12 protein-coding genes are annotated in these 13189 nt (G+C 55.8%); 6 read left to right on the top strand and 6 right to left on the bottom strand.

Annotated elements, in window-relative coordinates; genetic code table 11:
• Window positions 1-31 precede the first annotated feature (31 nt).
• The gene (locus MUU51_RS16380) at window positions 32-727 is read right to left on the bottom strand and encodes a CidB/LrgB family autolysis modulator (protein ID WP_159770499.1); all 696 of its coding nucleotides are present in this window, start codon (window positions 725-727) and stop codon (window positions 32-34) included.
• Window positions 724-1125, bottom strand: a complete 402-nt coding sequence (locus MUU51_RS16385) for a CidA/LrgA family protein (protein ID WP_159770502.1) — start codon at window positions 1123-1125, stop codon at window positions 724-726. The genes MUU51_RS16380 and MUU51_RS16385 overlap by 4 nt, the downstream gene beginning before the upstream one ends.
• Before the next feature lie 222 nt (window positions 1126-1347).
• Between MUU51_RS16385 and dusC the strand changes: the two genes are divergently transcribed.
• Window positions 1348-2295, top strand: a complete 948-nt coding sequence (gene dusC, locus MUU51_RS16390; RefSeq protein ID WP_258968139.1) for a tRNA dihydrouridine(16) synthase DusC — start codon at window positions 1348-1350, stop codon at window positions 2293-2295.
• 2 nt (window positions 2296-2297) lie between these two features.
• On the opposite strand, the gene MUU51_RS16395 is transcribed toward dusC, so the two are convergent.
• On the bottom strand, window positions 2298-3032 hold the full coding sequence (locus MUU51_RS16395) for a class I SAM-dependent methyltransferase (RefSeq protein ID WP_258968140.1): 735 nt from the start codon (window positions 3030-3032) through the stop codon (window positions 2298-2300).
• Window positions 3033-3261: 229 nt separating this feature from the next.
• Between MUU51_RS16395 and mdtQ the strand changes: the two genes are divergently transcribed.
• Window positions 3262-4695: a multidrug resistance outer membrane protein MdtQ gene (gene mdtQ, locus MUU51_RS16400; RefSeq protein WP_258968141.1), complete on the top strand. Its 1434-nt coding sequence runs from the start codon at window positions 3262-3264 to the stop codon at window positions 4693-4695.
• A 57-nt stretch (window positions 4696-4752) separates the two neighbouring features.
• On the top strand, window positions 4753-5526 hold the full coding sequence (locus tag MUU51_RS16405) for an SDR family oxidoreductase (protein ID WP_258968142.1): 774 nt from the start codon (window positions 4753-4755) through the stop codon (window positions 5524-5526).
• Window positions 5527-5539: 13 nt separating this feature from the next.
• Here MUU51_RS16405 and MUU51_RS16410 read toward each other — a convergent pair whose 3' ends face one another.
• The gene (locus tag MUU51_RS16410; RefSeq protein WP_258968143.1) at window positions 5540-6124 is read right to left on the bottom strand and encodes a DedA family protein; all 585 of its coding nucleotides are present in this window, start codon (window positions 6122-6124) and stop codon (window positions 5540-5542) included.
• A gap of 174 nt (window positions 6125-6298) precedes the next feature.
• Between MUU51_RS16410 and MUU51_RS16415 the strand changes: the two genes are divergently transcribed.
• Window positions 6299-6886: a Yip1 family protein gene (locus MUU51_RS16415; RefSeq protein ID WP_159770566.1), complete on the top strand. Its 588-nt coding sequence runs from the start codon at window positions 6299-6301 to the stop codon at window positions 6884-6886.
• 177 nt (window positions 6887-7063) lie between these two features.
• The gene (pbpG, locus tag MUU51_RS16420) at window positions 7064-8011 is read left to right on the top strand and encodes a D-alanyl-D-alanine endopeptidase (protein WP_159770569.1); all 948 of its coding nucleotides are present in this window, start codon (window positions 7064-7066) and stop codon (window positions 8009-8011) included.
• A 42-nt stretch (window positions 8012-8053) separates the two neighbouring features.
• Here the strand turns inward: pbpG and MUU51_RS16425 are convergent, their stop codons facing one another.
• Window positions 8054-8608 carry a GNAT family N-acetyltransferase gene (locus tag MUU51_RS16425; protein WP_159770572.1) on the bottom strand — a complete coding sequence of 185 codons (555 nt, stop codon included), beginning with the start codon at window positions 8606-8608 and terminating at the stop codon, window positions 8054-8056.
• Between the two features lie 234 nt (window positions 8609-8842).
• Window positions 8843-10606, bottom strand: a complete 1764-nt coding sequence (gene dld, locus MUU51_RS16430) for a D-lactate dehydrogenase (RefSeq protein WP_258968144.1) — start codon at window positions 10604-10606, stop codon at window positions 8843-8845.
• Between the two features lie 211 nt (window positions 10607-10817).
• Here dld and bglX point away from each other — a divergent pair, with 211 nt between their 5' ends.
• Window positions 10818-13115: a beta-glucosidase BglX gene (gene bglX, locus MUU51_RS16435; RefSeq protein ID WP_258968145.1), complete on the top strand. Its 2298-nt coding sequence runs from the start codon at window positions 10818-10820 to the stop codon at window positions 13113-13115.
• Window positions 13116-13189 lie beyond the last annotated feature (74 nt).

The raw sequence follows: 13189 nt of genomic DNA on the forward strand, positions 1-13189 counted from the left end.
AAATTGAATGAAAGTTGTGTGATGTATCGCATTAACCGACCACGGCTAAAATCACCGGAAACAGGAATGGGGCAATCAGTGAGGTCATTATTCCGCAAATCACCAACGCCAGCGAACTGAACGCACCTTCCTGATAATCAAGCTCAGCACAACGTGAGGTCCCCAAGGCGTGTGAAGCGGTACCCATCGCCAGGCCACGGGCTGCTTTGGTGTTGATACGCATAAGATTTAACAATGTATGCCCAAATACCGCCCCGAGAATACCGACAAAAATGACGCATACCGCGCTAATGGCGGGGATCCCGCCGATACTACCACTGACCGCCATTGCAATCGGCGTGGTGACAGATTTGGGTAGTACTGACGCGGCGATTTGCGGTGTGGCGCCCATCAGCAACGCGACCGAGGTCCCGGTTATCATCGCCACAACACTGCCAATAAAGCAGATGGTAATAATGGATTTCCAGCGAGCACGTATCTGATGCAGCTGTTCATACAGCGGGAACGCCAATGCGACAACAGCAGGTTGCAACAGGTCGTTGAGTACTTTACTGCCCTGGAAATAGTGGTCATATGGCGTACCAGTGAGCAGCAGAACCGGGATAATCACCACCATCGCGACCAGCAGTGGATTCAGAAGTGGGATTTTAAAACGCGCGGCGAGTCTGCGAGCGGAAAAATACACAATGAGCGTTAACGGTAAAGACCACCAGATGTAATGCATCATTTGTTTTCCGCTCCTTTCTGACCGACGACTTTACGTTCGCCGTGTACGATATGGGAACTCCAGCTGACCACCACCAATATCACCAGCGTACTGACCGCACAAGACACGACCACCGGGCCAAATTGGGCACGTAACACATCAACATACTGCATCACGCCCACGCCAATCGGCACAAACAGCAGCGCCATATAGCGGATGAGAACGTAGCAGCCAGGGTTCACCCATTTTGCCGGGAGAATTTGCAGCGCCAGTAGCACGAAGAGGATAAGCATCCCGATAATGCTGCCAGGAATGGTAATGGGTAGCAGCGACGCGATAAAAATACCCGCATACAGGCAAGCGTAAATCAGTACGAAAGCGCGCAGATATTGCCAGATGATGTTCAGTGTTTTGCTCATGGTCATCGCCCTTGAAGAAACGCATTCATCATACAATTAAACCCTGAACTGTGCTACCGATCACATCATGAATTATGCGCATACAAAATATTCTCTTTTGGCACACAGGGCAAAGCGCTAAAAAGCGCGAGAAATCTATGGCATACAGTGTAGTTGAAATGGGGCTTCAAACCGCAGGGCAACAACGCTACCATAGCGCTCCATTTTTCTCCGGATACTGATATGCGTGTTCTGCTGGCGCCGATGGAAGGCGTACTCGATTCACTGGTTCGCGGGTTGCTGACTGAGGTCAATGACTACGATCTTTGCATCACCGAATTTCTGCGGGTGGTGGATCAGCTGCTGCCAGCAAAATCCTTCCATCGCCTGTGCCCGGAACTGCTGAATAACAGCCGGACCGATTCCGGCACGCTGGTCCGCGTCCAGCTGCTGGGCCAGCATCCACAATGGCTGGCTGAGAACGCCGCTCGTGCAGTGGAACTCGGCTCATGGGGCGTGGATCTCAACTGTGGCTGTCCATCTAAAGTGGTGAACGGCAGCGGCGGTGGAGCGACGCTGTTAAAAGACCCGGATCTCATTTATCGCGGCGCTAAAGCGATGCGTGAAGCCGTGCCTGCCCATTTGCCGGTAACGGTGAAAGTACGCCTCGGATGGGACAGCAGCGACCGCCAGTTTGAGATTGCCGATGCCGTTCAGCAGGCAGGCGCCACGGAACTGGTTGTACACGGTCGCACCAAAGATGACGGCTACAAGGCTGAACGGATTAACTGGCAGGCGATTGCCGATATCCGCCGCCGGTTGTCGATTCCGGTTATCGCCAACGGCGAAATCTGGGACTGGCAAAGCGCGCAGGATTGCATGGCGACCACCGGCTGTGATTCGGTCATGATTGGTCGCGGAGCGCTAAACATTCCTAATCTGAGCCGGGTGGTGAAATTCAACGCACCGCGCATGCCGTGGCCGGAGGTGACGGAACTGCTGCGCAAATACAGCCGCCTTGAAAAGCAGGGTGATACCGGGCTGTACCATGTGGCGCGCATCAAACAGTGGCTCGGCTACCTGCGAAAAGAGTATGACGAGGCCACCACGCTGTTCACCACCATCCGCAGGCTACAGGACTCTGCCTCAATCGCCGATGCGATTGAAAAGTATGCGCAGCAACAGGCCTGAATTCACCCCGGTTTACGCGCGCTCAACAGAAAGAGCATCGGACGCTCTTTCTCTTCCACAAGCCCCGGATTCGCTGCAATCTGCTCTGCGCTCGGGCCCCACTCATCGACGTGTTCAATCACAAAGCCCGCGGCAATCAGCGCGTTTACCCATGTGGCCAGCTTGCGGTGCTGCTTCTTCACGCCGTCGGCAAACCAGTTACTGATGCGCTCGCCTTCCAGCTGATAATGATTTACCGGCCAGGATTTCTGTCCGTCGTTATCTACGCACCAGACCGGCTGTAGCGCCGCCGTGTAGATCGGGTGTTCGGCGGAAAACACCAGCTGTCCGCCCGGTTTCAGCGCCTGAAACAGCGTGGCGAACAGTCCGTCGATGTCCTGCAAATAGTGCAGGGCCAGCGAACTGTAGGCTACATCGAGGCTCGCTGCGGGCAGCGACAGCGTCTCGAGGTCGGCGTGCTGATAGTCAATCTGCGGCGCAGTGGTCATTTCCCGGGCGCGATTGAGCATCATTTCTGACACGTCCACGCCCAGCACGTGGGCCGCGCCGTGCTCCTGCGCCCAGCGGCAGAACCAGCCGTAGCCGCAGCCTAAATCGATAATTTGTTTGCCCTGCAGGGTCGGCAGCAGAGCCTGCAGCGCGGGCCATTCGGGTGCGCCATCCAGCCCTTTGACCGAACGGTCGAGGGTGGCATAACCCGCAAAAAACTGCGGGTTGTCGTAAATGTTCTGAGTCATAGACCCTCCCTGAGATGATTCACCGTGCGACCGGGCGAGTATAAGACCTTCTCTCGTCAGGCGTTGTCAATTCAGACGGTTTTTTATGGGCTAAGATTCTGGAGGCAGTGTGGAGATCAATGTCCGGATATGTCTGGCTATTGCTTTTTAGAGGTTGACACGCTTTCCTAAACACCAATCTGCATTTTTATAATAAAATGCGCGTCCTTTCCGAAAACAGAATAACGATATGAAACGTACTGCTCTTGTTGCAGCAATGCTCAGTTTGCCGCTGGCAGCTGTGTTATCCGGTTGCGCACCGTCTCACGACACGGGTGCTCCTGTTAAACAGCAATTACCTGCTTCTCATGTTGATAATACCCTTCCGGTCGCCCTGCAAAATGGCTGGCCGCAGAGTACCTGGTGGGAGGATTATCACGATCCTCAGCTCAACAATTTGATCAACAGCGCATTAAGCAATGCGCCTGATATGCAGGTGGCGCAGCAGCGCATCAAACTGGCAGAAGCACAGGCGCAGATGGCGCAATCACAGCTCGGCCCGGAAGTGGATTTCGGCGCTGACGTTGAGCGTCAGCAAATGTCTGCTGAAGGTCTGATGGGGCCGTTTGCGACCCACGAAGGCGGTGGCCCGTGGTACACCAACGGTACGCTGGGCCTGACCGCTGGCTGGGATCTCGACCTGTGGGGCAAAAATCGCGCATTGGTGCAGTCACGTATCGGGATGGTCAAAGCCCGCTCCGCAGAGCTGGCGCAAACTCGCCAGGTGCTCGCCAGCAGCGTGGCGCGTCTCTACTGGCAGTGGCAGACCGAAGCAGGCATCAAACAGGTGCTCGAACAGGTTAAGCAGGAACAGAACAGCATTATCTCCGTTGATAAAGCGCTCTATTCCCGGGGCATTACCTCCTCCGTGGAAGGGGCAGAGAACGACATCAGCGTCAGCAAAACCGATCAGCAACTGACCGAAGTTGCCGGTAACATGAAGGAAATCGAAGCCCGTTTGATGGCGCTGACTAACAGCCAGAGCAGCGCGCTGTCGCTGCATCAGGTCGCCCTTCCGGCGGTGAAAACTCAGATGCCTGCGTCGTTGGGCTACGACCTGCTGGCGCGTCGTCCTGACCTCCAGGAAGCGAACTGGTATATCCAGTCATCCATGAGCGAAGTGGATGCGGCGAAAGCAGCGTTCTATCCGGACATCAACCTGATGGGCTTCCTGCAACAGGATGCGTTGCACCTGAGCGACCTGTTCAAACATTCTGCGAACCAGATGGGTATCACCGCCGGTCTGACGCTGCCCATTTTCGACAGCGGTCGCCTGAATGCGAACCTGGATATTGCCGATGCGCAGCGTGATTTGTCGGTTGCCAACTACAACAAAGCGGTGGTGGATGCGGTCAATCAGGTCGCGAAAACCGCCAGCCAACTGGAAACGCTGATGGAGAAAAATCAGCAGCAACAGCAGGTGTTGAAAGACTCTGACCGCGTAGTGCAGCAGGCGCAGGCGCGACTGTCGGCCGGGATCCTGTCTGGCTCTCAGGTCAGCATGGCGAAATTGCCTTCCTTGCAGGAGCAAATCGGTTCGCTGCGCCTTCAGGGCCAGTGGGTTGACGCCAGCATTCAGCTGACCTCCGCGCTCGGCGGTGGCTACCACTACACCGGAAAATAATCCCCCGCAGTGTGACTTTCCTATACTTACCTCCTGGGTTAACGCCAGGAGGTTCTCATGACAACAAAAGTTGCGGTCGTCACCGCATCGGATTCCGGGATTGGTAAACAGTGCGCGCTGCAACTGGCGCGCAAAGGTTTCACGCTTGGCGTGACGTGGCACTCTGATGAACAGGGCGCCCGTCAAACCGTGCAAGAGCTTAACTCTCTGGGCTGCCAGGCTCAGGCCATTCAACTCGATTTAAGCCATCTTCCTCAGGGCGCGCAGGCGCTGGAAACCCTCATTCAACGGCTGGGCCGCATAGACGTGCTGGTCAACAATGCTGGACGAATGACCAAATCTTCCGTATTGGACGTGACGCTGGACGACTGGCGGGAAACCTTCTGCGTGGATGTTGAAGGCGCGTTGCTGTGTTCGCAGATTGCGGCCCGACACATGATTCAGCAGGGTGAAGGTGGGCGGATCATTAATATCACTTCCGTGCACGAGCACACGCCGTTGCCGCAGGCGAGCGCCTACACCGCCGCCAAACACGCCCTCGGCGGGCTGACTAAATCGCTGGCGCTCGAGTTGGTGGATCACAATATTCTGGTCAACGCCGTTGCGCCAGGGGCCATCGCTACGGCGATGAATAATTTGAAGGATGATGATGTGCAGCCCGGGTCACTGCCCAATGTACCGATGGCAAGGCCGGGGAAAACCGAGGAGATCGCCGGGCTGGTGGTGTGGCTGTGCTCAGACGATGCGTCGTATGTGACCGGGCAATCGATGATTGTCGACGGTGGATTTATGCTGGTGAATCCACAGTACCTGACGCAAAAACAGGGCTAAGGAGAACTGTGCCTTATTCTTTGTCGCCTGATTGCGCATCTTTGCGGTCGCGGTAGGAAAACCACAGGCGCACCGCAATGACCGCGAACACCACGATAATCAGCCATGCCCAGTGCTTAATATGCTGATCCAGATGATGTAACCACGGGCCGATCACTTCCCCGCCGAGATACCCCAACGTGGTGAACAGCATCGCCCACAGTACTGCGCCAAAGATATTGAGCGGCAGGAAGATTTTCGGTGGCAGACGGCTGGCACCAATTAACACCGGGCCAATCACCCGAAAGCCATACATAAAACGGCTGCCGATAACGAACAGCCACGGACGGTTCTGAATCAGCCGCTGTGCCTTCTGGATTTTCTTTTGATGGCGGGAAAAGCGCTTAAGCAGGCGGCCACCGAAATGGCGTCCGAGAAGGTACAGCACCTGATCGCCTATCATCCCGCCGAGCGCTACCGACGCCACCACCAGCCAGAAGCGCAGCAGACCCTGGTGTGCCGCAACGCCGCCGAGCAGCGTGACGGTTTCCCCTTCGGCTAACGCTCCAACAACCAATGCGGCATAGCCATAGTGGCTAATCAGAGAATTGATATCCATACGGGTTTTATTGTCTCCCTAAACGCCGAATTCCTTTAAGCATACACCCCTGAATGACAATCACCAGGCAACGGACGCTCTGCCGTGGCGCTCTTTTTGGGTTGTACAAAATATAATCGCCAGTCTGCATTATACTTAACTCATGCGGTGTGAAGCCGAGAGAAGGAGGGCTTTATGAATCATGTCTGGGGACTTTTCTCCCATCCTGACCGTGAAATGCATGTCATTCAGAGCGAGAACGAAACTGTCTCGCATCATTACACTCACCATGTGCTGGCGATGGCGGCGGTACCGGTCATCTGCGCGTTTATCGGCACCACGCAAATTGGCTGGAACTTCGGCGATGGCACCACCGTAAAACTCTCGTTGTTCACGGGATTCGCGCTGGCGGTGCTGTTTTATGGCCTGATGCTGGCCGGGGTCGCGGTAATGGGACGGGTCATCTGGTGGATGGCGCGTAACTACCCGCAACGGCCATCGCTCAAGCGCTGTATGGTGTTTGCCGGATATGTGGCGACGCCGATATTCCTCAGCGGCATCGTGGCGCTTTATCCGCTGGTCTGGCTGTGTGCGTTGGTGGGAACCGTTGCACTGTGTTACACCGGCTATCTGCTGTACATCGGCATTCCGACGTTCCTCGGCATTAACCGCGAAGAGGGGATGAGCTTTGCCAGTTCGACCCTGGCGATTGGTGTTCTGGTCCTCGAAGTGCTGCTGGCGGCGACCGTCATCCTGTGGGGTTATGGCTATCGTCTATTCTGACCTTAACGCATAGCGGGTGTTGATGATTTCATCACTCGCCATGCAGCATTTATTCACGATTAACTTGTGGCACGAGAAAGCTCTGGCGCGGTATGATGCCCCGGCTTGCGTTTGTGAAGTGCATACAAATGCCTCCCGATATCATAACTTGCGTAAATAATTACCAGACACCTCACGATGCCTAAATTTCGAGTTTCTCTGCTCAGCCTCGCGCTGATGCTGGCAGTACCTTTCGCGCCTCAGGCGAGTGCTAAAACTGCCGTGGCAGCCGTTGCGTCGCAGCCGGACATTGCTTCCGGTAGCGCGATGATTGTCGATTTAAACACCAATAAAGTGATTTACGCCAGCGAGCCAGACCTGGTGCGACCTATTGCGTCGATTACCAAGCTGATGACGGTAATGGTGGTGCTGGATGCCCATTTACCGCTCGATGAAATGCTCAGCGTGGACATCAGCCATACGCCGGAGATGAAAGGGATTTACTCACGCGTACGCCTGAACAGCCATATCAGCCGCAAAAACATGATGCTGCTGGCGCTGATGTCTTCCGAGAACCGCGCGGCGGCAAGTCTCGCACATCATTACCCTGGCGGTTACGACGCGTTTATTCGCGCCATGAACGCCAAGGCGAAATCCCTGGGCATGAGCCACACGCACTATGTGGAGCCAACGGGTCTGTCGATTCACAACGTGTCGACCGCGCGCGACCTGTCTAAATTGCTGATTGCCACCAAACAGTATCCGCTGATGGGCCAGTTGAGCACCACCAAAGAAGACATGGCAACCTTCAGCAACCCGAATTACACCCTGCCGTTCCGCAATACCAACCATCTGGTTTATCGCGAAAACTGGAACATCCAGCTGACCAAAACCGGGTTTACCAACGCGGCGGGCCATTGTCTGGTGATGCGTACGGTGATGAACAATCGTCCGGTGGCGATGGTAGTGATGGATGCATTCGGCAAATATACGCACTTTGCGGATGCCAGCCGTCTGCGTACCTGGGTAGAAACCGGGAAAGTGATGCCGGTACCGCCTGCGGCCCTGGCCTACAAAAAGCAGAAAGAAGCGCAGATGGCGAGTGCCATTCAGAATTCGTCGCAGCAGATAGCACAGGCTGATTGACAGGCGTTGCCCGGAAAGCGCTAGCGCCGCCGGGCAATAAAACTACTCCGGCAGCGTCCAGTCACCATCGTTAAGCGGACGCTGCACAATCAACGTATCTCGCCAGTCACCCATCTTATAGCCGACGCTGCGCAGCTGCCCGGCCACTTCAAACCCGTGCTTTTTATGCAACCGCAGCGAGCCGGCATTATTGTTGCCATCGCCGATCACCGCCACCATCTGTCGCCATGGGCCTTTTTCGCACACGTCGATCAATCGGCTAAGCAATGAACTGCCGACGCCGCGCCCGGTCATGCTGGCATCAACGTAGATGGATTCTTCGAGGGTGTAACGATAGGCCGGGCGAGGGCGGTACGGGCTGACGTAGCAGTAGCCGACGATAATGCCGCGATAGAGCGCCACCAGCCAGGGAAGATCCTGTCCGGCGACGACGTTCATCCGCTCGCGCATCTCATCGACAGACGGGGGAACTTCCTCAAAAGAGGCGCGACCGTTTAACACATGCCAGGCGTACAGGGCAGCAATTGCATGCGCATCGTCAGGCCTGGCTTCGCGAATTTCAACTTCTGCACCGTATAAGACATCGACCGCTGACATAGTAATCACTCCTCGAGCCTCGGTATCAGGCTACTTTATTTGCCATTTTGGGCTTGGGCAGTGCTCGAAATCCTCACGTACTTCGTGTACGCTCCGGTTTTTCCGCGCTGTCCGCACCCAAACTGGCTGCAACAGTTACGCCTTGCGTTTAGCAATTGACCAGGCCAGAGAAACGTTTCTCCGGCCCTTAACGGCTACTGTAATCGGAGTTAAGCAGCAATACACTACTCCCCCTTAATTCTGGGAGGGGGTTGCTTCAGTTACGCTTTCAGCATCTTCGGGCGTACGGCTTTCACCCCAATATTTCTGCTTACTGGTTTTACCAATGCCGGGGTTCATGCTGTTGGTTGGATCATTTTCGCGATAAAACTGTTTTAACGTATCCGCTGCTTCATAAAGATGGCCCACGTTATGTTCCGCAGGATATTGTGCGCCGCGTTCGCGCAGCAGAGCCAGCATCTGTTCCTTCAGCGCGTGCGCGTCCACGCCTTTCTTCACGATGTAATCCTGATGGAAAACGTGACACATAAAGTGACCGTAATAGAGCTTATGAGTCAGCTTGCTGTCGATTTCCGGCGGCAGGCGCTCGAACCAGTCGGTGTCGTTGCGACGAAGCGCAATATCCAGCGCCAGAATATCCTCCACTTCATTCGCATGGACCGCCTGATAGCGAATTGCCGCGCCCGCCGCAGCAAAGCGGTGCAGGAAGGCTTTGCTGCCTTCTTCCGGCGTACAGGCGAAGAACGCGCCGTCGGCGGCTTTGAAGAATTCCGTCAGCCAGGTTTGCGCCTCGTCGATGCCGTCTCCGGCCATCTTCAGCATTAAATGATGCTCGTACTGGTTACGGTAACTTTTCATGCGATCCGGCAGATGCGCCGGGAACGCATGGCCGAGTTTCTGCATAAAGCGGTCGGTGAAATGCGGTTTAAACAGCGGTACTTTTTCCAGCATCGCGTCGGTACGGCCCTTCAAAGTGAAAAACAGCGGCATTTTATCGGTGCCGAGTTTGTCGATCATCAGGAAGGTGTCTTTGCCGTACTGTTCCGCGATGTCGTAAATGTCGCGGTGCATATACTCCCCGGCCACCGGCAGATTGGCGAAATTGGCCAGCATATGGCGGCGGATTTCGGTCAGCACTTCCGGCTGATTGGTGCCGATGTAAAACACCTGCTGACGCTTTTCGGCTTCGAACGTATCCAGACGCGCGGCGAAAACGGCGAGCTTCCCGGCGCAGCCGGAAGATTCAAACAGGCGATCCGGGTCGGCGTTATAGCGCGCCGGGGTATCGGCATCGACGTCACGCACGCGAGTCACGTAATCGTGATCATGGGCGTGACGGCCATCGTGTCGCACGTCGCTGTCTTTCAGGCGATCGTCATCGAGCTTACTGAGGATCTGCTCCGGCGTTTCCCCCAGATCGATGCCCAGATGGTTCACCAGCTGCAGTTTGCCATCGTCGGTAATGCGCGCAAACAGCGACATTTCGGTATACGCCGGGCCGCGCTGCACCAGCGAGCCGCCGGAGTTATTGCAGATCCCGCCGATCACCGAGGCGCCAATGCAAGACGATCCGATCACCGAGTGCGGTTCACGGCCAAGCGGCTTCAGCGCTTTTTCCAGTGAATAGAGCGTGGTGCCCGGGTAGGCCAGCACCTGCTGGCCGTTGTCGATCAGGTGCAGCTTATCGAGGCGCAGCGTGCTGATTATCACAATCTGGCGGTCGTAATCGTTGCCGCTCGGGGTAGAGCCTTCGGTCAGACCGGTATTGGCGGCCTGCATCAGAATAATTTTGTCCGCCTGGACGCAGGCGCTCAGTACGCGCCACAGCTCCAGCAGCGTGCCGGGGAATACCACGGCGAGCGCATCGCCATTGCCAGAACGGAAGCCCTTGCGATAGCGGGCGGTTTTGGCGGGGTCAGTCAGCAGGTGTGAATGACCCACCAGACGGGTCAGTTCAGACAGAAAAGCGTTGTTATCATTTGTTGTCGTGGAAGACATCTTCTCACTCCTTGTGATGAGGAAAGTGTGGTGAGGCGCTTTTTTCGTGACTCAAGGATAGCGCTTTGTATGACCATTTTGTGCAGGAATTCAATGAAAATTCAGAGCATAACCTCTGCTTTCTGTTCGCACCCTTATCGGGCTTATGGCAAACTGCTGTTTTTTGGCAGGCTTTTGCCGTGATACCCGGTCTGAAGAGAGAGAATATAAGATGAAATGGCTTTGTTCTGTTGGCGTTGCCGTTAGCCTTGCGCTGCAACCCGCGATGGCCGACGAAATGTTCGGTAACCACCCGCTGACGCCTGAGGCGCGCGATGCGTTTGTCACCGCTCTGCTCAAGAAAATGACCGTCGATGAAAAAATTGGTCAGCTGCGTCTGATAAGCGTCGGCCCGGACAACCCGAAAGAAGCCATCCGCGAGATGATCAAAGACGGTCAGGTGGGCGCGATTTTTAACACCGTGACGCGCAAAGACATTCGCGCCATGCAGGATCAGGTGATGCAACTCAGCCGCCTGAAAATTCCTCTCTTCTTCGCCTACGACGTGGTTCACGGTCAGCGTACCGTCTTCCCGATTAGCCTCGGCCTTGCCTCTTCCTTTAATCTCGACGCGGTGCGTACCGTGGGCCGCATTTCCGCCTACGAAGCCGCCGACGATGGCCTGAACATGACCTGGGCGCCAATGGTCGACGTTTCACGCGATCCGCGCTGGGGCCGCGCATCTGAAGGTTTCGGCGAAGATACCTATTTAACCTCGATGATGGGTAAAACCATGGTCGAAGCGATGCAGGGCAAAAGCCCGGCTGAACGTTACGCGGTGATGACCAGCGTCAAACACTACGCGGCGTACGGCGCAGTGGAAGGCGGGAAAGAGTACAACACCGTAGACATGAGCCCGCAGCGTCTGTTCAACGATTACATGCCGCCGTACAAAGCGGGGCTGGATGCGGGCAGCGGCGGCGTGATGGTGGCGCTGAACTCCCTGAATGGTACCCCGGCGACCTCCGACACCTGGCTACTGAAAGACGTTCTGCGTAAAGAGTGGGGCTTCAAAGGCATCACCATTTCCGATCACGGTGCGATCAAAGAGCTCATCAAGCACGGTGTGGCGTCGGATCCGTCAGACGCAGTCCGCGTGGCGCTGAAAGCCGGGATCGACATGAGCATGAGCGACGAGTACTACAGCAAATATCTGCCGGAGCTTATCAAGAGCGGCAAAGTGTCGATGGCGGAAGTGGATGACGCCACGCGCCACGTGCTGAACGTCAAATATGACATGGGTCTGTTTAACGATCCGTACAGCCACCTGGGGCCGAAAGAGTCTGACCCGCAGGACACCAATGCTGAAAGCCGTCTGCACCGCAGCGATGCGCGTGAAGTGGCGCGTGAAAGCCTGGTGTTGCTGAAAAACCGTCTGAACACGCTGCCGCTGAAAAAGTCCGGCACCATTGCCGTGGTCGGCCCACTGGCCGACAGCAAGCGTGACGTAATGGGCAGCTGGTCCGCTGCGGGTGTGGCTGATCAGTCTGTGCCGGTTCTCGACGGGATTAAAACCGCCGTCGGCGATAACGCCAAAGTGATTTACGCCAAAGGCGCGAACATCACCAACGATAAAGACATCGTCAACTTCCTCAATCTGTACGAAGAAGCGGTGAAAGTGGATACCCGTTCACCGCAGGCGATGATTGACGAAGCGGTTGCTGCCGCCAAGCAGTCTGACGTAGTGGTTGCGGTCGTCGGTGAAGCGCAGGGCATGGCCCACGAAGCGTCCAGCCGTACCGAAATCAGCATTCCGCAGAGTCAGAAAGATTTGATTGCCGCGTTGAAAGCCACCGGTAAACCGCTGGTGCTGGTGCTGATGAACGGCCGTCCGTTAACGCTGGTGCAGGAAGATCAGCAGGCTGACGCGATGCTGGAAACCTGGTTCGCCGGGACCGAAGGCGGCAACGCCATCGCCGACGTGCTGTTTGGCGACTACAACCCGTCGGGCAAACTGCCGATGTCCTTCCCGCGCTCGGTGGGTCAAATCCCGACGTACTACAGCCACCTGAACACCGGTCGTCCGTACAACGCCGACAAGCCGAACAAATACACCTCCCGTTACTTTGATGAAGCCAACGGCCCGCTGTATCCGTTCGGTTATGGTCTGAGCTACACCACCTTCAACGTTTCTGACGTGAAAATGTCTGCCGCGACCATGAAGGCCGACGGCAGCGTGACCGCCAGCGTTGACGTGACCAACACCGGTAAACGCGAAGGCGCGACGGTTATTCAGATGTACGTGCAGGATGTCACCGCGTCGATGAGCCGTCCGGTGAAACAGCTGCGCGGCTTCGAAAAGGTTACGCTGAAGCCAGGTGAAACCCAGATCGTCAGCTTCCCGATCGACGTCAACGCGCTGAAGTTCTGGAACCAGCAAATGAAATACGCCGCAGAGCCAGGCAAATTCAATATCTTTATCGGCGTCGATTCTGCCCGCGTGAAGCAGGGCGCATTCGAACTGCAGTAAATCTTCAAAGGCCGGGAAACCGGCCTTTTCTTTTGGTTGTTTTTTTGACTCTGCGACACCACCGCTTCGCTTTA

The organism is Scandinavium manionii (genome assembly GCF_024764775.1).
Classification (GTDB): Bacteria; Pseudomonadota; Gammaproteobacteria; order Enterobacterales; family Enterobacteriaceae; genus Scandinavium; species Scandinavium manionii.